Here is an 18,678-nt window from a genome sequence, read left to right on the forward strand (position 1 = left end):
GTCGCGGAACAGCCGGCTTCGGTCGAGCAGTCGGCGATCGGCTTTGCGTGCCCATGGCCAACGGCCGTTGTCGCGTGCACCAGAGCGCCACGGCAGGCCAAGACTTCCCCACCCGATCCGCATGCGCTCCGGTTGAGCTTGGATCGAAGGCTACCATAGAGCTTACGGAAAGCTATCGGAAAACTTGCGTGGAGAGTTGTTCAAGAACAAATCTTTAGGGCAAGAATAGAGCCATCCGCGATATGCATTCCGGCTAAACTGTTCTGCGTGCGGGCGATGCGTACGGGACGCGTTTCAAGCGTCGAGCGCTTCCAGCTCGTCGATCAGGCCGCTGATCACGCCAAGACCGATCTGCCAGAAGGCGGGGTCGGTGGCGTCGAGGCCGAAGGGCGCCAGAAGCTGTGAATGATGCTTGGTGCCGCCGGCGCGCAGCATCTCGAAATACTTGTCCTGAAAGCCGCGCTCGGCGTTCTGGTAGACCGCGTAGAGCGAGTTCACCAGGCAATCGCCGAACGCATAGGCGTAGACGTAGAAGGGCGAATGGATGAAGTGCGGGATGTAGGTCCAGAACACCTCGTAGCCGTCGCGCAACTTTATCGCCGGTCCCAGACTTTCCGCCTGCACCTCCAGCCAGAATTGGCCGAGCCTGTCGGATGTCAGTTCGCCGTTGCGGCGCTCGGCATGCACCTTGCGCTCGAATTCGTAGAAGGCGATCTGGCGCACCACCGTGTTGATCATGTCCTCGACCTTCTGGGCGAGCATGGCCTTGCGCTCGCGCCTGTCGGTGGTCTGCTCGAGCAGCGAGCGGAAGGTCAGCATCTCGCCGAAGACGGACGCCGTCTCGGCCAGCGTCAGCGGCGTCGAGGCCATCAGCGCACCCTGGCCACCGGCCAGCACCTGGTGCACGCCATGCCCGAGTTCATGCGCCAGGGTCATCACATCACGCGGCTTGCCCATGTAGTTCAGCAACACATAGGGATGGACGGACGGCACCGTTGGATGAGCGAAGGCGCCGGGCGACTTGCCTGGACGCACGGGCGCGTCGATCCAGTTGTGGTCGAAAAAGGTCCGCGCGATCTCGGCCATTTCGGGCGAGAAGCGCTGATAGGCCGACAGCACGGTGTTCCTGGCCTCGTCCCAGCCGATCACCGCCTGCGGCGTCTCCGGCAGCGGCGCGTTGCGGTCCCAATGGTTCATAACCTCCATGCCGAGCCAGCGCGCCTTCATCGCGTAATAGCGGTGCGACAGGCGCGGATAGGCCTCGCGCACCGCCGCGGCAAGCGCATCGACCACGCCGCGCTCGACACGGTTGGCGAGATGGCGTGAATCGGCGATGTCCTCGAAGCCGCGCCAGCGATCGGATATTTCCTTGTCCTTGGCCAGCGTGTTGGTGATCAGCGTGAATGTGCGCAGGTTCCCGCGGAAGGTCGCGGCCAGTGCTTCGGAGGCGCGGCGGCGCACCTCGCCATCGGCGTCCTGCAGACGGTTGAGCGCCGGCTCAAGCGTCAGTTCCTCGCCGTCGACTTCGAAGCGAAGGTCGGTCATCGTCTCGTCGAACAGACGGTTCCAGGCGCCGCGCCCGGTGATCGACTTCTCATGGAAAAGCTGCTCGACGCGGTCCTCGAGCTGGTAGGGCTTGTCCTTGCGCAGGTCGAGCACCCACGGTTGGTAGTGGCCGAAAGCGGGATCGCTGGCCAGCGCGCCTTCGATCGCCGCGTCGTCGATCAGGTTCAGTTCAAGCGCGAAGAACAGGAGGTGGGCGCTGGCGTCGGTCATCTTCTCCTGGATGTCGCCGTAGAGCTTGGCGCGCTGCGGATCGGCGGTGTTGCCGGCATAGATGAGACCGGCATAGGAGACGATGCGGCCGATCAGTTCCTCCAGCGCTTCATAGGCGACCAGCGCCTCGCCCAGCCTGCCTGAGCCGCCGCGCTCGGCCTCGGCGGCGAGCGTCCCTTTCCAGCGGGTCTCGAAGTTGATCGCCTCAGCGGCGGCCCGGGCGATGTCGCGCTTCAGTTCCGGCGCGTCCATGCCGGCATAGAGGTCGGCAAGGTTCCATTCCGGCAGATCGCCAAGCTCGGCCGCGCCTCGACCGGATGCGGGCGCCGCAAGCCGCCGATCAAACATCATGCGCATCGACAACACCTTCTTTGAACCAACGGGCCAGAAAAGAGGCCAGAATCAGGGAGCCAGAATCAGGAGGAACGGACAAGCCGGTCAAATCCTAAGGAATTCGTTCACCGGGTTTTTTGAAACCTTGTTTAGAACCCTGTGCCAAGATGATCCATGGGGATTTCGAGCGCCGGGCAACTCAAGACAGTCATGACAGGTTCCATACTCATAGTCGATGACGATCCCGTGCAGCGCCGGCTGCTCGAGGCGGCGGTGACGCGGTTCGGCTATACGGCAATCGTCGTCGACGGGGGCTCTGCCGGCCTCGACGCCCTCGACGGGCCCGGCGCCCGTGACGTCTCGGTGGTCATCCTCGACCTTGTCATGCCCGGTCTCGACGGCATCGGCGTGCTGAAGGCGATGCGCGAGCGCGACATCACCGTTCCGGTGATCGTGCAGACCGCCCAGGGCGGCATCGAAACCGTCGTTTCGGCGATGCGCCACGGCGCTTTCGATTTCGTCGTCAAGCCGGCGTCGCCCGACAGGCTGCAGGCGTCGATCGCCAATGCCCTCAAGGTCGAGGCGGTCGAGGGCGAGGTCAAGCGTACATCGCGCCGGCGCGGCGGGCTTTTGACCTTCCGGGACATGATCACGCACAGCCCGGCGATGGACCGGGTCATTCGCCTCGGCCAGAAGGCCGCGGCATCCAACATCCCGATCCTGATCGAAGGCGAATCCGGTGTCGGCAAGGAACTGGTGGCGCGTGCCATCCAGGGCAGCGGCGACCGTCGCTCGAAACCTTTCGTCACCGTCAATTGCGGCGCCATCCCAGACAATCTGGTCGAATCGATCTTGTTCGGCCATGAGAAGGGCTCGTTCACGGGCGCCAGCGAAAAGCACACCGGCAAGTTCGTCGAAGCGCATTCGGGCACGCTGTTCCTCGACGAGATCGGAGACCTGCCGCTCGACGTGCAGGTCAAGCTGTTGCGCGCGGTGCAGGACGGCGAGGTGGATCCGGTCGGCGGCCGCGGCACCGTCAGGGTCGACATCAGGCTGATTTCGGCGACGCACCGCAACCTTCTGCAGCAGGTCAAGGACGGCAAGTTCCGCGAGGATCTGTTCTACCGGCTGAACGTCTACCCGATCTTCGTGCCTCCGCTACGCGACCGGCGCGACGACATTCCCCATCTGGTCACGCACTTCATGGCGAAGGTGGCTCCAGCCGCCCCGCGCCATCGCCTGCAAGGTGTTTCGGCGGCGGCGCTGGCCGTGCTGCAGGCCTATGACTGGCCCGGAAACATCAGGCAACTCGAAAACGCCGTCTTCCGCGCCTCGGTGCTGTGCGAAGGCGACGTGCTTGATATCGATGATTTCCCGCAGATCCGGGCGCAGGTCGAAGGCACCATCAATCTCGAAACGGACGACGCGGCACCTGACTTTTCATCGCCTCCGGGGCCACGCGATGAGGAGGTCCCGGCCGGCGACGCCACCCCGACGGCCGATCCGGCTCGGCCGGCCGTGCTTCAGCCCAGATTCGGCACGCTGCGGGCGCTCGACGAACGCGGCAATGTGCGGGCGCTGGCCGACGTCGAACTCGAGATGATCAAGCTCGCCATCGATCACTATAACGGCCAGATGAGCGAAGTCGCCCGCCGTCTCGGCATCGGCCGTTCCACACTTTACCGCAAGCTGAAGGAATACGGCATCGACCCGGAAACCGGCCGCGTCGAACGCCTCGCTTCCTGAGGCGCAAGGCCCGGACCAGTCTGCCCTGTCATGACGTGGCCGTCGCGCCGCCGCCGCTTCATGGCGAGCCGGCGGCGGCGCTCGATGGTGGCGTTCACGTATTAAGGCTAACGGTAACAGATCGTGTTCCTGCCGAAGGCGGAAACATGATCTAAACCAGCGGTTTACCAAGAAAGCTTGTGAACAATTTTTGACGGGATATCGCCACGGTGTTACCGCATTTCGACTTCAATAAGCGATGATTAACCATTAGGATCGATATTCGGATGTGAAAACGACACATCCGTTTGGGCAAATCCGGGGACAAACGGCAGCCTGCAAGGCCTTTTGATTTGAACAGAATCGAACGACTCACAAATGGGCGGCATCATCAGTCGAGCGTCTGGCCGAAATGGCTGGCCGCGGTGATTGTCGCATTTGGTTTTGTTGTCGCGGCTGTAACAGGGGCCAGCGCCGAAACACGTTCTCTGAAGCTTTATCACCTCCACACCCACGAGAAGGCCGAGATCGTCTACAAGCGCAATGGCCGCTACATTCCGGAGGGTCTCAGGAAGATCAACATCATCCTGCGCGACTGGCGTCGCAATGAACCGACCAAGATGGATCCGCGCCTGCTCGACCTGGTCTGGGAAGCCTACCGGGAAAGCGGTGCGACCGACTACATCCAGGTCGTCTGCGGCTACCGGTCGCCGTCGACAAACTCGATGCTGCGCAGCCGCAGCAGGGGCGTCGCGGAGAAGAGCCAGCACATGCTTGGCAAGGCGATGGACTTCTACATTCCCGGCGTGCCGCTGAAGAAGCTGCGCAACATCGGCCTCAGGATGCAGGGCGGCGGCGTCGGCTATTATCCGAGCTCCGGTTCGCCCTTCGTGCACATGGACGTCGGCAATGTTCGCCATTGGCCCGGCATCAGCCGCCAGGAACTGGTCGGGCTGTTCCCCAACGGCAAGACGCTGCATGTGCCGAGCGACGGCAGGCCATTGCCCGGCTACGAGCAGGCGCTGGCTTCCTACAAATCCCGCACGGGTTCCGGCGGCGCCGCCATCGAGCTCGCCAGCGCCGGCGGCAGCGGCAAGAAATCCGGTGGGTTCCTCTCCGCCTTCTTCGGCGGTGGCGAAGATGAGGCCGATGACAGCGCCGATGTCGCATCCGCCGCGCCCGCGCCGAAGCCGAGAACCGCGAAGCCGGTCCTTCAGGCGCCCAAGAACGACAACCTGCCGGGTATCGCCATCGTGGCGCCCGAGAACGCCAAGCGCACCGAGATTCCGCAGGTCGCCGAGGAGCAGGCACCAGAACCAGAGCAGGATACGCCGGAGACGATCATCGCCGCGCTGCCGGCTCGCGAGATTCCGCTGCCGGATTTCGCGCCGCGGCCTAAGGCCGATATCGGCGCGCAGCCGCCTGAGAATGTTCCGTTCGCCATGGCGGATGCGACTGCCACCACCGAGCAGGCCGTGGCGACCGCGCAGGCCCCGGCGAACATGCCTTTCGGCAAGGCCGACCCCGCTACGGCTGCGGCTGCAGCGGCCACCGATCCGGCGCAGGTTGCCGTCAACAACATACCTCTTCCGACATGGCGTCCCGAGCGCTCGCCGCCGGCCGATCTTGCACCGCCGCCCAGCAAGGATGTGCTGATGACGCTGGCGGAAACGGTTGAACACGGCAAGACAGTGACCGATGCGTTCTCGGCGTTGCCGACGGCGCGGCCCGAGCCGGGTAAGCCCGACGCGGTCAAGGCCGTGCTCGACGAAGCCAATGCGCAGGTCGATGCGGCCGATGAATACCAGGTCGCTTCGCTGCCCGAGCCGCGTTCTGCCTTCAACGATCCGTCCGATGTCGATGCCGCGTCGCCGCGCGAGGCCGTGGTTGCCCGTCCGGCCGGTTCCGATCCGGCCGCCGCGATCGGCGCCGGCGTGAAGACGACCCGCAAGGAAGCCAGGGCGACCACGCGCGACCTGAAGCCCGGCCCCAAGGCCATGGTGGTCGCCGCAGCGCCGCAGGCGGCGCGCTGGGCATTGACCAGTGGTGAGAACGTCGCGACCGTTTCGAGCGCGACGACGGCGCCGGGCTATGCCTACAATATCGTGCATACGCCGCCGAGCGAGGTCTACACGGCCGGCTTCCAGCCGGACAACCAGATGGCCGAAGCCAACCGCTTCACCGGCACCGCCGTCAAGTTCATGTCGGTCGCGCGCTTCCAGACCAAGTAGGGCTGGCTACCGCTTTCGGTGCCCCCGTTGCGGCTGGCGCGTGAAATGTTATCGAGGCCGGCGCTGCCCCTCATCCGCCTGCTGGCACCTTCTCCCCGTTTAGGACGGGGAGAAGGGAACTTGCCGCGCTTTAATGGCGAAAACTGGTAATGACGGCGTCCTTCTCCCCGTCACTATACGGGGAGAAGTGCCCGGCAGGGCGATGAGGGGCAGCGGCGACACCGAAGACTTCCCGCGCCGCAACGGGCAGATAGCCCCCAGACGGCGCTATCGGCCGAGCATGCTCGCCGCGCGGGCGAGGACTTCGATCTCGTCCCACTTGCCCGCCTTGACCAGGTCGTCGGGCGCCACCCAGGAGCCGCCGACGCAGATGACATTGGGCAGGCTGAGGTAGTCGGTAGCATTCTTGCCGGTGATGCCGCCGGTCGGGCAGAATTTCACATCGGCGAGCGGCGAGGCGAACGCCTTCAGCGAAGCGATGCCGCCCGACTGCTCGGCGGGAAAGAATTTCAAAAACCGAAGGCCCGCCTCACGCGCGGCCATGATCTCGCCGGGCGTGATGGCGCCGGGCAGCAGCGGCACCTCGCTATCGGCCGCGCCGGCCAGCAGTTCGCGGGTGATGCCGGGGCTGACGATGAATTTCGAACCTGCTGCTGCCGCCTCGTCAAACTGTCTGGTGTCGAGAATGGTGCCCGCACCGACAATGGCTTCCTCAACCTCGGCCGCGACGCGCCGGATCGCTTCCAGCGCGTCGGCGGTTCTCAGCGTGATCTCGATTGCCGGCAGGCCGCCACGCGCCAGAGCGCGGGCCAGCGGCACGGCATCGGCAATATCAGCGATCTTCAGCACCGGGATGACCGGCTGGCCGTTGAGGAGCGACAGGAGTTTTTCGGTCTTGCTGGGCATCTGTCTCTCCGTATGGTGGGGTTTAAACCGATTAGCAGACGGGTGTTTGCCTGTCCACGGGACCGTCCATGCCGCAATGTCGTGCGCTACGGAACAATGGCAAGGGGCGCTTCCCGAGCGGCGGCACGGTATCGCCGAAGCCGTTTCGCCTTGAATCGGCTTTTACGAGCGTCTAGTTGCTCTGGCAATGACACTGTCCACGCCATCCCAACCTGTCCGCGTCGCCGCGCTCTATCGGTTTGCCCGGCTCGACGCCTTCGAGGAACTGCGCACGCCGCTTGCGGCGTTCTGCTGTGGGCGCGGCATCAAGGGCACGCTGCTCTTGGCGCATGAGGGCATCAACGGCACTGTCGCCGGCAGCGAGGCGGACATAGCTGCCCTGATCGAGCACCTTGAAACGATCGAAGGGTTGGCTGGCCTCGAGGTCAAATACAGCGGTGCCGCTGCCATGCCGTTTCACCGCATGAAGGTGCGGCTGAAACGCGAGATCGTCACCATGGGCGTTGGAGATATCGACCCTGCGACAAGTGCTGGCACCTATGTCGCGCCGGCCGATTGGAACGCGCTGATTTCGCAGCCCGAGACGATCGTCATCGACACGCGCAACGCCTACGAAGTGTCGATCGGCACGTTCAAGGGCGCGATCGATCCGGCAACCGCGAGCTTTCGCGAATTCCCGGCCTGGGTTGAAGCGCACCGCGCAGAACTCGAGGGTCGCAAGATCGCGATGTTCTGCACCGGCGGCATCCGTTGCGAAAAGGCGACCGCCTATGTCAAGTCGCTCGGCTTCGAGGACGTGGTTCACCTCAAGGGCGGCATTCTCAGATATCTCGAGGACGTGCCGGCCGAGCAGAGCCTGTGGCAAGGCGAGTGCTTCGTTTTCGACGAGCGGGTTTCGGTGTCGCATGGCCTTGCCGAGGGCGACGCGGAACTATGTCGCGCCTGCCGACATCCGCTCACGCTGGGCGACCTGACGTCGCCGAAATTTGCCGCCGGCGTCTCTTGCCCGCATTGCTTCGATGCCCGCTCCGATGCGGATCGCCAGCGCTACGCCGAGCGCCAGCGGCAGGTCGAACTTGCACAGGCGCGCGGCAACGGCCCGCATATCGGGTCATAAAGCCCGCCTCGGCTGACGACGGCGGCCAAGCGGCGCAGCTTTTGATGATAGGAATTTTTTCTTGACAGGGTGAGTGCAGCTATGGTAGATATCTATCTATGGTGCAGATTTGCGCCAACGACCCGCCGCACCGGCGGGTCTTCTTTTGATGCTTCTCAACCAACATGCCGGCGAACGCTCCCGACCCGGCAACCCGGATTCGTTGCCTTGCCAGGCGGCGGCCTGTCATTGCAATGTCAGGCTTCGGGATCTACGTCTTCGGCGTTCGAAACCTGCCCGTTGCGCCGGGCAAATCCTGGAGGCACTGAATGTTCGATCCCAAGAAGCTTCTCGATGATCTGCTCGGCTCGCAAATTCCCAGCACCAGCGGCACCGTCCGCGACAAGGCCGGGCAAGCGGTGCAGATGGCCAAGGATAATCCGCTGGCCGCCGGCGCACTTGCCGCGGTGCTGCTTGGAACCGGTGCTGGCCGCGAAGTGACGGGTGCCGCCGTGAAGCTTGGCGGCCTCGCGGCGATCGGCGGCCTCGCCTACAAGGCCTATCAGAATTACAAGGCCGGCAAGGCACCGGAACAGGCGCCGGCGGCCGGCGAACCGGAATTGCTGCCGCCGCCCAAGGACACCGCCTTCCACCCATCGCAGGCGCCGCAGGGCGAGGACGAATTCACGCTGACCCTGGTGCGGGCGATGATCTCGGCGGCCAAGGCCGATGGCCATATCGACGACGAGGAACGCCAGAAGATCGCCGGTAAGCTCAGCCTGGCGGGGATTGGCGCCGATGCCGAGAAATTCCTGATGTCGGAACTTGAGGCCCCGCTCGATCTCGACACGCTGGTGGCGGGCGCGAAGACCGATGCGCAGAAACTCGAACTCTATACGGCCTCGCGCCTTACCATCGACCCCGATACACGTGCCGAACGCGGCTATCTCGACCTGCTTGCCGGCCGGCTTGGCTTGCCCGACGCGTTGGTCGACCATGTCGAGGCGACGGTTTCGGCGGCCAAGGTGCTGGCCGCCAAGGCAGGCACGTCGCCCAATCCGCGTTGGTAGCATCAAATCGGGACAGGTCGTGCCATCCGGTGTTAATCCCGCGTTAACTCAGGAAGCGCATGATTCTACACAGTCGGATCGGCTTTTCCTCCTCCCAAGTCCGGTTCGGATCAGGGCGGTCGCCAATGACCGCCCTTTTTGCCGGCCCCCATCAGAGCTTTTTCCGGAGACCGGATGCTGCTTTTCGCGGTCGCGCCCTGGTCGGCCCGCTTGCCATCGCTGTCGTCATTTGCGATGGATTCCGTTCTTGAACCAAACCCTGAAGATCGGGCGGGCACGCGCAGCGCTGCCGGAGGACAACTGCCATGACCGAGCAAAAAACCGCCATCGTCACCGGCGCCGGCACCGGCATCGGCAAGAGCGTCGCCACGGCGCTGCTCAAGGCTGGCTGGAACACGGTGTTCTGCGGACGCCGCAAAGCGGTGCTGGATGCCGCGGTCGCGGAGGCCGGACGGACGACCGAAGCCAAGGCCTTGGCGGTCGCCTGCGACATCAGCAAGGCCGGCGAGGTCGACGACCTGTTCGAGACCGTGGCGGAAGCTTTTGGCCGCGTCGACCTACTCTTCAACAATGCCGGCATGGGCTACAAATCGACACCGATCGACGAGATCCCGGTCGAAGTGTGGAACGATATCGTCGGGGTCAATCTCACCGGTTCGTTCCTGTGCGCCCGTGCCGCCTTCGGCGCCATGCGCAAGCAGCGACCGATGGGGGGCCGCATCATCAACAACGGCTCTGTGTCGGCCTATGCGCCGCGCCCGGGCTCGGTGCCTTACACGGCAACCAAGCACGCAATCACCGGACTGACCAAGACGCTGGCGCTCGACGGCCGGCCCTATGACATCGCCTGCGGCCAGATCGACATCGGCAACGCGCTGACCGACATGGCGCAGCCGATGACCGTGGGGGTGCCCCAGGCCAACGGCTTGATCTCCGCCGAAGCGGTGATGGACGTCCAGCACGTCGCCGACGCCGTCGTCCACATGGCCAGCCTGTCGCTTGACGCCAATGTGCTGTTCATGACCGTGATGGCCACCAAGATGCCGTTCGTGGGACGCGGCTGATCATTTCTCCGCCAGCGGCACGCCGGGGAGATAGAGCGCGATCGGGCGTATCTCATAGACGGCATAGAGGCCGAGCAGTTGCTCCTTGGTCTCGGCGAACGGGCCGTCGATGACCGTTCCCTCACCAGGCCCGCGCAATGTGAAGGCCGATTGTGTCGGGCCAAGCCGTGCCGATGGGCCGAGGCTGCCGTCCGCATAGAGCCCGTCATGGATCTTGAGCAGATCGGTCATGAGCGCCGCATCTTCCTGGGGCGTCAGCGCCTTGATCGCATCTTCCACGTGATAGGCAAGGATTGCATAGAACATCCGAGATCCCTCGTTCCAGTCCTGATCGTGGAAGTCGTAGCCGTTTTCGACATGCTCGCCCAGCCTCGTCCAAACGCATCACGACGGCTCATGACATCGTCGTGCGGCCGGCCTACTTGGCCAGAAACGTTCCGATCCGCTCCAGCGCGCGCAAAATGTTCTCCTCGGAATTGGCGTAGGAGAGCCTGATGTAACCTTCGCCGAGGATGCCGAAGTCGGGGCCACCGATCAGCGCCACGCCGGCATCGTCGAGCAAAGCGGAAGCGAGTTTTTTTGCCTTCCAGCCGGTCTTCGACACATTAGGGAAGGCATAGAATGCGCCCTTTGGCGTGATGCAGGAAATATTGGGCAAGGCGTTCAGCCCCTCGACAACGATCTTCCTGCGGCTGTCGAAGGCGCGCATCATCCTGTGAACGTCGTCCTGCGGGCCGTCTATGGCCGCGATGCCGGCGAACTGGCTCGGCGCGTTGACGCAGGACCAGCAATTGACCGCCAGCTTGCGCACCTTGTCATAGAGATGGGCGCCTTTGTCGCCGTTTGGCCAGATCGACCAACCCATGCGCCAGCCGGTCATCGCCCAGGTCTTGGACCAGCCGTTGAGCACGATCAACCGGTCGCGGATTTCGGGAAAGCCGAGCAGCGAGCAATGCGTCTCGCCGTCGTAGGTCATGACGTCGTAGATCTCGTCGGAGAGGATGGCGATTTGCGGGTGCTTCTCCAGCCCCTTGACCAGCTTCTCGATCTCGGCGCGCGGCGTGACGCCACCAGTCGGGTTGGCCGGTGAATTGAGGATCAGGAGCCTGGTCTTCGATGTGATCAGCGCCAGCGTCTCTTCGGCCGAGAAGGCAAAGCCGTTCTCCTCGCGCATCGGCACGGGGATGGGTGCGGCGCCGGTGAACTCGATCATCGAGCGGTAGATGGGAAAGCCGGGGTCGGGATAGAGGATCTCGGCGCCCGGCTCGCCGAACATCAGGATGGCGGCGAACATGGTCGGCTTGCCGCCGGGCAGGATCATCACCGCTTCGGGCGAGACCTCGACGCCGGTGGTGGTGAGCGTGCGGCGCACCACGGCCTCGCGCGTCGCCAGCAGGCCGTTGGCGGGCGTGTAGCCGTGATGGCCGTCGCGCAGCGCCTGGATCGCCGCCTCGACGATGTGCTGCGGCGTCTTGAAGTCGGGCTGGCCGATGCCGAGATTGACGATGTCGCGGCCTTGCTGGGTGAGCGCCGTGGCCCTCGCGAGCACCGCGAACGCATTTTCCTCGCCGAGACGGTCGAAGGCCGAAATCGTGTGGAGCATTTTTCCCGTCCGTGTGGTTCTTACTGTTGGGTCGCGTTTTTGTGAGCTTCGGCCGGCAAAAGTCAAACGGATTGGAGTTTTCGGTGTCGGAAAATCTCGAAGATTGGCAACCGCGTCCGCGGCCTGAGCGCAAGGTGCTGGAGGGCCGCTATGTCAGGCTTGAGCCGCTGAACGCCGCCAAGCACGGCGATGGCCTCTATGAAGCGTCTTCCGTGGCCGACGTCGATGGCCGCTTCGCCTGGCTGCCCGACTATCCGCCGGAAACCCGCGCCGCCTTCCAGCCATGGCTGGACAAGGTGGAAGCGAGCGAGGATCCGCTGTTCTTTGCCGTCATCGACAAGGCCAGCGGCAAGGTCGCCGGACGCCAGACGCTGATGCGCATCGACGCGGCCCATGGCGTCATCGAGATCGGCAACATCTATTGGGGGCCGCTGATCTCGCGCAAGCCGGGCGCGACGGAAGCGCAGTTCCTGTTCATGAAATACATATTCGACGAACTCGGCTATCGCCGCTACGAATGGAAGTGCAACAACCGCAACGAACCGTCGAAGCGGGCGGCGGAACGGTTCGGCTTCAAGTTCGAGGGCATTTTCCGGCAGCACCTCATCGTCAAGGGTGAAAACCGCGATACCGCGTGGTATTCGATCATCGACAAGGAATGGCCGGCCCTTCGCAAAGCCTACGAAGCGTGGCTCGACCCGGCCAATTTCGACGCCGACGGCCAGCAGAAGCGGCGGCTGGAAGATTTTCGCGCCGAGTTCGGGGCGTGACCTGAATTCGGCGCAACGGGAGTTTGGATGGCGCATACCCATTCCCACGATCACAGCGGGCACGATCACGGCGCCGGCCATGTGCATGGCTCGACCGACAAGAAACGCGTGCTGGTCGCGGCCAGCCTGACGGCTGGTTTCATGGTCGCGGAAGCGCTTGGCGGCATCCTGACAGGGTCGCTGGCGCTGCTGGCCGATGCCGGCCACATGCTCGCCGATGCCATCGCGCTCGGGCTCGCCTGGTATGCCTTCCACCTTGCGGGGCGGCCGGCAACCGTGCGTCTCACCTATGGCTTCGGCCGGGTCAAGACGCTGGTGGCCTATACCAACGGCATCGCCATCTTCGTCATCGCGCTGTGGATCGTCTACGAGGCGTGGGAGCGCCTGCAGACGCCGGCGCCGGTGCTGGGCGGGCCGATGCTGGTGGTGGCGATCCTCGGCCTGCTGGTCAATATCAGCTCCTTTCTGGTGCTGCATGGCGGCGACCGCGAAAACCTGAATATGCGCGGCGCCATCCTGCATGTGCTTGGCGATCTGCTCGGCTCGGCCGCGGCGATCGTTGCGGCGCTGGTCATCCTGATGACCGGCTGGACGCCGATCGACCCGATCCTGTCGGTTCTCGTCTCGCTGCTGATCCTGTCCACGGCATGGTCGCTGATGCGCGCCGCCGCACATGTCCTGCTGGAAGGGGTGCCGCCGAGCCTCGACCGCGACCTCATTGCGCGTGACATCGAGGCCACGGTGAAGGGCGTGCGCGAAGTGCACCACATGCACATCTGGTCGCTCGACGGAACCAGCACCATGGCGACGCTGCATGCCTGCCTCAACGAGGGCGCCGACGCCCATCAGGCAGTCAGCGCCGTCAAGAAGCGGCTTGCGTCCGAGCATGGCATCAGCCATGCCACGGTCGAACCTGAATTCGGCCACTGCGCCGACGATGGCGACGGCCATGATCACCAGCACGATGCGGCCGTGCATCACGGCCATTATCACTAGGTCCGGTCGATTGATGTCGATCGGTCCTGCCTCAGGAGTTCCAAAGCCTTGCAAACCAGCCCGATGAACGCTCGCCGCCAGGATGCGGCATGATGGATCGCGACACGCGCAATGCGGCGATCGCGGCCGTCTGGATCATGCTTCTGTTCGGCATCGCCGCCTTCTACCTGCCGACCATAATGCTGGCACTCGGCAGCCTCTCGACCGTGCTAGCCGGTGCCTTCGGCATCGTCTTCGTGCTGGCGTTTTTCTCGGTGTTCTGGCTGCGGGCCCGCAACCAGCGCAAGAACCAGGACAAATGAAGGAACATCTGACATGCGCATTCTGATCACCGGCGCCGCGGGCATGGTCGGCCGCAAGCTCATCGCCCGGCTGGCCAAAGACGGTATCTTGCGCGGCAAGAAGATCACCGCGCTCGACCTGCACGACATCGTGCCGCCGCAGGCGCCGGCCATGGACGGCGTCAACGTCACGCCGCACACCGGCGACCTCGCCGAGGCGGGTGCCGCCGAACGCCTGGTCGCGTCGCGCCCCGACGTCGTGTTCCATCTCGCGGGCATCGTGTCCGGCGAGGCGGAAGCCAATTTCGATCTCGGTTATCGCGTCAATCTCGACGGCACGCGCGCGCTGTTCGACGCCATCCGCCTGGCGGGCTTTGCGCCGCGCCTGGTCTTCACCTCGTCGATTGCGGTGTTCGGCGCCCCGTTCCCGGATGTCATCCCGGATGAGTTCCATCCGACGCCGCTGACCTCCTACGGGACGCAGAAGCAGATGAGCGAGGCGCTGCTCGCCGACTATTCCAGGCGCGGCTTCTTCGACGGGATCGGCATAAGGCTGCCGACCATTTGTGTCAGACCCGGCAAACCGAACAAGGCGGCGTCCGGCTTCTTCTCCGGCATCATTCGCGAACCGCTGAACGGCCATGAGGCGATCCTGCCGGTGCCGCGCACGGTCGTGCACACGCATGCCAGCCCGCGCTCGGCGGTGAATTTCCTGATCCATGCGGCGGAAATCGACGGCGCCGCGGTCGGGCCGCGCCGCAACCTGACGATGCCCGGCGTCGCCGTCACCGTCGGCGAGCAGATAGAGGCATTGGAACGCATCGCCGGCGCCGAGGCAGTGAAGCTGATCCGCGAGGAGCCGGACGAAACGATCTGGGCGATCGTCAAGGGGTGGCCGACCCGGTTCGAGGCGCGACGGTCAAGGGAACTCGGCTTTGTCGCGGAAAAGAGTTTTGACGAGATCATCCAAGCGCATATCGAGGATGAGCTGGGCGGCAGGCTTGCCGGTTAGGGTTCCCAGGCTTCCAGTTGCAGCATCAATTGCCGACGTCGGCGCTGCCCCTCACCCTTACCCTCTCCCCGTGAAGGACGGGGAGAGGGGGGCGCCAACGTTGCGGCCAGCCCCTTCTCCCCGTCCTTCACGGGGAGAAGATGCCGGCAGGCAGATGAGGGGCGGCGCTGAAATCGGCAATTGGCGATGGCGAAAAAGTCACCCGCCCGTCGCCAGGCTGGCCGACAGCAGCAGCAGTCCGAACAGGAAGACGAAGGCGGCGCCGCCGATCTCGACGATCGAATGGATGCGGTTGCCCATGCGGCCGTCGCCGGCGAAATACACCGCCCAGTTCTTGGCGGTCACCGCTAGTGTGGCCAGTGCCGAAACGGTGATGGCGGTGCCGATCGACATCGCCAGCACGGACAGCAGGCCGCCGAGCCAGAGCCCGTTGAGAAGCGCGAAGCTGAGCACGATCAGCGCGCCGGAGCAGGGGCGGATGCCGACGGCAGCTACCGCCGTCCAGGCGGTGCGCCAGTCGAAACGGTCGCCCGACAACAGCGCCGGATCGGGCGCATGCGAGTGGCCGCAGGTGTCGCAGACCTCGCCCGCCGCGTGATCGTGATGCGCATGATCGTGCGCGCCATGATCGTGATGATCATGCGCGTGGTCGTGATCGTCATGCACGTGCAGCGCGTGCGAATGGGCATGCGCCGATTGGCTGTGAGCAGCGTGCGAATGGCCGGCGTGAGAATGTCCCGCAGGCGAGTGGCCTGCATGGGAATGACCGCCATGGGAATGACCGCCATGAGAATGGCCGGCGTGAGCCGCCGACAGGCTGTAGGCGGGTCCCCTGCCAAACAGGCGCAGGACGGAGGGGCCGAGCTTGCGCCACAGCAGCCAGGCACCGAACAGGGTGACGAAGACGAAGCTCATGATTTCCATGAACCAGGCCGCGTCGGTCATCGAGACGGCGGTGCCGCGCAGGACGAAATAGGCGACGGCCATCACCGCGACCGCGGTCAGGCCCTGCAGCAGGGCCGAGACGAAGGACAAAAGGATGCCGCGCCGCAGCGCCACTTCGTTGGCCACCATGTAGGACGAGATCACCGCCTTGCCGTGGCCGGGACCGGCGGCGTGGAAGATGCCGTAGGCGAAGGACAGGCCGATGAGCATCCAGAGCTTGCTGCCGTCCTGGCGCATCGCCTTCATAGCCGTGGCCAGCGCGCGATAGAATTCCTGCTGCCTGAGATTGATCCACATCAGCATATGGGCGAACGGGCCGGTGGTGGGCGCCATGCCGTCATTGACGCCGATGCCGAGCGAACTCTGGGCATGGGCGGTGTTGGCGAAATGCATCATCACGAAGGTGATGGCCAACAGGCCGAATGCCAAACGCAGGGACGGTTTCGTCACGGCTTCATCCTTCCGGCTGACAGGTCAGTTCAAGCTTGGTGGCGAAGATCTTGCTCATGTCGGTTCCTGTCGGATCGTTGAAGAAGGCCTCCGTCAGGGTCTTCTGGTTTTCTTTGATCGCTTCATCCGGATCCGGACGGACCACCTTGCTGGTGCAGTTCGATGGCAGGTCTTGAACCGTGATGTTGGAATCCTCGGTAAAGTCGATCGCCGTGTAGAAGGTCGGATCGTAGACGCCGATGTCGATCGTGCCGGTCAGCTTGATCGGCACCTTCGGTTCGGATTCGAACAAGATGATCAACTGGTCGTTGTCGAAATTGGCCATAAGATGCGGCGGCGGCGTCATCGCCACGTCCTTGCCGCCCTGCGTGACGAGTTGGAAATAGTTGAACTCGGCCAGCGAGGCGTGCACGGTGTCGGCGACCTCCTTCAGCTCCTTGTCATCGAGTTTCAGGTCGGAGTTCTTGTCGAACTCCATCATCACCGTGCTGGAAAACAGATCGTCGAAGCGCCAGAGATGGCGCAGCGCTTTCACGCTTTGATGATCCGGAGAGAGGATCACGTCGAGGCGAGCCTCGGCGAAGACATGCGGATGCACCTGCGCCGGTACGACGGCGACAAAATTTGCCGTCAGGGCCGAAGCCAGCATGATTGCGTGCCGTTTCAGATGCATTCGCGGTCGCGATTCCCTTGGTTTCGGAGAGGATGTCGAGAGTTACCAGAAAGGGGGCGAAAATGGGACCGCGAGACGGCAGGGAGCCTGTTTCATCCCGATGGAACCCGAATGAGGTTCTGATTCGACGATCGTGCAGGATCTCCAGCGAAAATCGGATACTCCTTTCGGGATCATGCCTGGGCTCACTGGAGCCAGAAGATGACGGTTGCGGCGATGCAGATCGCCGACTTGCATCTGATTTGCAGCCGCTTGGAAATCCCTCCGATTCAAGACAAAGTCCCACTCTAGCTTTATGGGGAAGACTCTGATGGAAAACCACGAGCCGTTTCTACGCGAGGCGATCGCGCTCTCGAAATCCGCGATGCAACGCGGCGACGAACCGTTTGGCTCGGTGCTGGTGAAGGACGGCGAAATAATCCTGAGCGCCGAAAACAGCGTCTTCACCGGCCATGATATGACGAATCACGCCGAGATGAACCTGGTTAAACTGGCGGCGCAGCATTACGACGCTGCTTTTCTCGCCGACTGCACGCTCTACACCAGCACGGAGCCGTGCGCGATGTGCGCCGGGGCGATCTACTGGTCGGGCATCGGGCGCATGGTGTTTGCGTGCTCCGAAGCGCGGCTTGGCGAGATCGCCGGGATCGGGTTGAACGTGCCGAGCCGGGCGGTGTTGCAAACCGGCGCGCGCATCGTCACCGTGGTTGGCCCGAACCTGGAAGACGAAGCCGCCGAAGTCCATCAGGAATTCTGGCCGAAACATCTGGGCAAGGCTTAGAGCTAAGCGCTTTTCCGGGGAAACCGTTTCACATTTTTCCTGGAATTGCCCTGGAGCCTGGCCGATCAGGCAGCGTCGCGCGTCCTGAACCACTGAACCAGGAAGTCGACGAAGACGCGGACTTTGGCCGGCAGATAGCGGCGGTGCGGGTAGACGGCAAAAATGCCGCCGCCGGACAGGATGCGGTCATCCATGACCTTCACCAGCCGCCCGCTCTCGATGTCGGGCGCGGCGATGAAATCCGGCAGGACGCAAAATCCGAGCCCGGCCACCGCGGCGGCTCTCGCTGTCATCGGGCTGTTGACCTCGATCGGACCCGACACCGCGACGCTCACCGGATCGCCATTGTCGCCCTTGAACGGCCAGTTGTTCAGTCCACGGCCATTGGTGTCGACGATGCACGGCATGCGGCCGAGATCCTGCGGCCGTGTCGGCATGCCATGCTTGGCGATCAGTTCGGGAGAAGCGCAGAGATTGGTGGAAAACGGCGCCAGGCGCCTGGCGATCAGCGACGAGTTCTCCAGCCGCGAGATGCGCACCGCGAGGTCGAAACCCTCCTCGACCAGATCGACGAAGCGGTCGTCGAGCTGGATGTCGAGCACGATGTCGGGGTGCTGTTTGGCGAAGTCGATCAGCGACTGTCCGACCGGCGCGTCGGCGAAGGTACGCGGCGCCGACAGCTTGATCCTGCCGCGCACGTCGCCGGACGATTCCCGCACGGCGTCGGCCAGGCTGTCGACCTCGCGCACGATCTCCGAGGCGCGCCGGTAATAGGTGTGGCCGGCCTCGGTCATCGAGAACTGGCGGGTGGTGCGGTTGAGCAGCAGCGCACCGAGCTCGTCCTCGAGCTCGCGCACATATTTGGACAGCAATGCCTTTGAGCGGCCGATCTTGCGCGCCGCCGCCGAAAAGCCCTCGGCCTCGACCACGTCGATGAAGGCACGCATGCGGGTCAGTGTGTCCATT

At 63.9% G+C, this 18,678-nt stretch carries 17 protein-coding genes; 10 read left to right on the forward strand and 7 right to left on the reverse strand.

Features of this window, described 5'->3' with window-relative positions; translation table 11 throughout:
- Positions 1 to 294: 294 nt before the first annotated feature.
- Positions 295 to 2,133: a M3 family oligoendopeptidase gene (locus NKI49_RS04775; protein WP_027024172.1), complete on the reverse strand. Its 1,839-nt coding sequence runs from the start codon at positions 2,131 to 2,133 to the stop codon at positions 295 to 297.
- Between the two features lie 186 nt (positions 2,134 to 2,319).
- Here NKI49_RS04775 and NKI49_RS04780 point away from each other — a divergent pair, with 186 nt between their 5' ends.
- A complete protein-coding gene (locus tag NKI49_RS04780) occupies positions 2,320 to 3,855 on the forward strand; it encodes a sigma-54-dependent transcriptional regulator (protein ID WP_352603106.1) in 1,536 nt (511 codons plus the stop codon).
- 404 nt (positions 3,856 to 4,259) lie between these two features.
- Positions 4,260 to 6,065 carry a peptidoglycan L,D-endopeptidase MepK gene (locus NKI49_RS04785; RefSeq protein WP_352603108.1) on the forward strand — a complete coding sequence of 602 codons (1,806 nt, stop codon included), beginning with the start codon at positions 4,260 to 4,262 and terminating at the stop codon, positions 6,063 to 6,065.
- 267 nt (positions 6,066 to 6,332) lie between these two features.
- Here the strand turns inward: NKI49_RS04785 and NKI49_RS04790 are convergent, their stop codons facing one another.
- On the reverse strand, positions 6,333 to 6,971 hold the full coding sequence (locus NKI49_RS04790; RefSeq protein ID WP_352603110.1) for a 2-dehydro-3-deoxy-phosphogluconate aldolase: 639 nt from the start codon (positions 6,969 to 6,971) through the stop codon (positions 6,333 to 6,335).
- Between the two features lie 187 nt (positions 6,972 to 7,158).
- Here NKI49_RS04790 and trhO point away from each other — a divergent pair, with 187 nt between their 5' ends.
- The 3 genes from trhO (at position 7,159) to NKI49_RS04805 (ending at position 10,201) form a co-directional block, all read left to right on the forward strand.
- Positions 7,159 to 8,088 carry an oxygen-dependent tRNA uridine(34) hydroxylase TrhO gene (gene trhO / locus NKI49_RS04795; protein ID WP_352603112.1) on the forward strand — a complete coding sequence of 310 codons (930 nt, stop codon included), beginning with the start codon at positions 7,159 to 7,161 and terminating at the stop codon, positions 8,086 to 8,088.
- Between the two features lie 308 nt (positions 8,089 to 8,396).
- On the forward strand, positions 8,397 to 9,137 hold the full coding sequence (locus NKI49_RS04800) for a tellurite resistance TerB family protein (protein WP_352603114.1): 741 nt from the start codon (positions 8,397 to 8,399) through the stop codon (positions 9,135 to 9,137).
- 305 nt (positions 9,138 to 9,442) lie between these two features.
- Positions 9,443 to 10,201, forward strand: coding sequence for an SDR family oxidoreductase (locus tag NKI49_RS04805; protein WP_352603116.1), 759 nt, complete (start codon positions 9,443 to 9,445; stop codon positions 10,199 to 10,201).
- On the opposite strand, the gene NKI49_RS04810 is transcribed toward NKI49_RS04805, so the two are convergent.
- Together NKI49_RS04810 and NKI49_RS04815 are read right to left on the reverse strand one after the other, a co-directional pair.
- Positions 10,202 to 10,507, reverse strand: a complete 306-nt coding sequence (locus NKI49_RS04810) for a YciI family protein (protein ID WP_352603118.1) — start codon at positions 10,505 to 10,507, stop codon at positions 10,202 to 10,204.
- A gap of 112 nt (positions 10,508 to 10,619) precedes the next feature.
- Complete coding sequence (locus NKI49_RS04815; RefSeq protein WP_352603120.1) at positions 10,620 to 11,804, reverse strand: pyridoxal phosphate-dependent aminotransferase; 1,185 nt, start codon at positions 11,802 to 11,804, stop codon at positions 10,620 to 10,622.
- 83 nt (positions 11,805 to 11,887) lie between these two features.
- Between NKI49_RS04815 and NKI49_RS04820 the strand changes: the two genes are divergently transcribed.
- The 4 genes from NKI49_RS04820 to denD all read left to right on the forward strand — a co-directional run bounded on the left by NKI49_RS04820 (position 11,888) and on the right by denD (position 14,863).
- Positions 11,888 to 12,574, forward strand: coding sequence for a GNAT family N-acetyltransferase (locus tag NKI49_RS04820; protein WP_352603122.1), 687 nt, complete (start codon positions 11,888 to 11,890; stop codon positions 12,572 to 12,574).
- A gap of 27 nt (positions 12,575 to 12,601) precedes the next feature.
- Positions 12,602 to 13,570 (forward strand): cation diffusion facilitator family transporter, encoded by a 969-nt coding sequence (locus NKI49_RS04825; RefSeq protein WP_352603124.1) that lies wholly within the window; start codon positions 12,602 to 12,604, stop codon positions 13,568 to 13,570.
- Positions 13,571 to 13,659: 89 nt separating this feature from the next.
- The gene (locus NKI49_RS04830; protein ID WP_352603126.1) at positions 13,660 to 13,872 is read left to right on the forward strand and encodes a hypothetical protein; all 213 of its coding nucleotides are present in this window, start codon (positions 13,660 to 13,662) and stop codon (positions 13,870 to 13,872) included.
- Between the two features lie 13 nt (positions 13,873 to 13,885).
- Positions 13,886 to 14,863 (forward strand): D-erythronate dehydrogenase, encoded by a 978-nt coding sequence (denD, locus tag NKI49_RS04835; RefSeq protein WP_352603128.1) that lies wholly within the window; start codon positions 13,886 to 13,888, stop codon positions 14,861 to 14,863.
- Positions 14,864 to 15,061: 198 nt separating this feature from the next.
- Here denD and NKI49_RS04840 read toward each other — a convergent pair whose 3' ends face one another.
- Positions 15,062 to 16,258: a nickel/cobalt transporter gene (locus NKI49_RS04840; RefSeq protein WP_502899528.1), complete on the reverse strand. Its 1,197-nt coding sequence runs from the start codon at positions 16,256 to 16,258 to the stop codon at positions 15,062 to 15,064.
- A gap of 4 nt (positions 16,259 to 16,262) precedes the next feature.
- The gene (locus NKI49_RS04845; RefSeq protein WP_352603130.1) at positions 16,263 to 16,931 is read right to left on the reverse strand and encodes a DUF1007 family protein; all 669 of its coding nucleotides are present in this window, start codon (positions 16,929 to 16,931) and stop codon (positions 16,263 to 16,265) included.
- A gap of 310 nt (positions 16,932 to 17,241) precedes the next feature.
- Between NKI49_RS04845 and NKI49_RS04850 the strand changes: the two genes are divergently transcribed.
- On the forward strand, positions 17,242 to 17,712 hold the full coding sequence (locus NKI49_RS04850; RefSeq protein ID WP_352603132.1) for a nucleoside deaminase: 471 nt from the start codon (positions 17,242 to 17,244) through the stop codon (positions 17,710 to 17,712).
- A 65-nt stretch (positions 17,713 to 17,777) separates the two neighbouring features.
- On the opposite strand, the gene NKI49_RS04855 is transcribed toward NKI49_RS04850, so the two are convergent.
- On the reverse strand, positions 17,778 to 18,677 hold the full coding sequence (locus NKI49_RS04855) for a LysR family transcriptional regulator (RefSeq protein WP_352603134.1): 900 nt from the start codon (positions 18,675 to 18,677) through the stop codon (positions 17,778 to 17,780).
- Between the last annotated feature and the right edge of the window lies 1 nt (position 18,678).

The organism is Mesorhizobium sp. M0587 (assembly GCF_040320945.1).
Lineage (GTDB): Bacteria > Pseudomonadota > Alphaproteobacteria > Rhizobiales > Rhizobiaceae > Mesorhizobium.

Bases quoted from the DNA above. Each gene is read 5' to 3' on its own strand.
- NKI49_RS04825 (WP_352603124.1), top strand. From the start codon at position 12,602: ATGGCGCATACCCATTCCCACGATCACAGCGGGCACGATCACGGCGCC.
- NKI49_RS04845 (WP_352603130.1), bottom strand. From the start codon at position 16,931: ATGCATCTGAAACGGCACGCAATCATGCTGGCTTCGGCCCTGACGGCA.
- trhO (WP_352603112.1), top strand. From the start codon at position 7,159: ATGACACTGTCCACGCCATCCCAACCTGTCCGCGTCGCCGCGCTCTAT.
- denD (WP_352603128.1), top strand. From the start codon at position 13,886: ATGCGCATTCTGATCACCGGCGCCGCGGGCATGGTCGGCCGCAAGCTC.
- NKI49_RS04780 (WP_352603106.1), top strand. From the start codon at position 2,320: ATGACAGGTTCCATACTCATAGTCGATGACGATCCCGTGCAGCGCCGG.
- NKI49_RS04855 (WP_352603134.1), bottom strand. From the start codon at position 18,677: ATGGACACACTGACCCGCATGCGTGCCTTCATCGACGTGGTCGAGGCC.
- NKI49_RS04790 (WP_352603110.1), bottom strand. From the start codon at position 6,971: ATGCCCAGCAAGACCGAAAAACTCCTGTCGCTCCTCAACGGCCAGCCG.
- NKI49_RS04815 (WP_352603120.1), bottom strand. From the start codon at position 11,804: ATGCTCCACACGATTTCGGCCTTCGACCGTCTCGGCGAGGAAAATGCG.
- NKI49_RS04850 (WP_352603132.1), top strand. From the start codon at position 17,242: ATGGAAAACCACGAGCCGTTTCTACGCGAGGCGATCGCGCTCTCGAAA.
- NKI49_RS04810 (WP_352603118.1), bottom strand. From the start codon at position 10,507: ATGTTCTATGCAATCCTTGCCTATCACGTGGAAGATGCGATCAAGGCG.
- NKI49_RS04800 (WP_352603114.1), top strand. From the start codon at position 8,397: ATGTTCGATCCCAAGAAGCTTCTCGATGATCTGCTCGGCTCGCAAATT.
- NKI49_RS04830 (WP_352603126.1), top strand. From the start codon at position 13,660: ATGATGGATCGCGACACGCGCAATGCGGCGATCGCGGCCGTCTGGATC.
- NKI49_RS04805 (WP_352603116.1), top strand. From the start codon at position 9,443: ATGACCGAGCAAAAAACCGCCATCGTCACCGGCGCCGGCACCGGCATC.
- NKI49_RS04775 (WP_027024172.1), bottom strand. From the start codon at position 2,133: ATGCGCATGATGTTTGATCGGCGGCTTGCGGCGCCCGCATCCGGTCGA.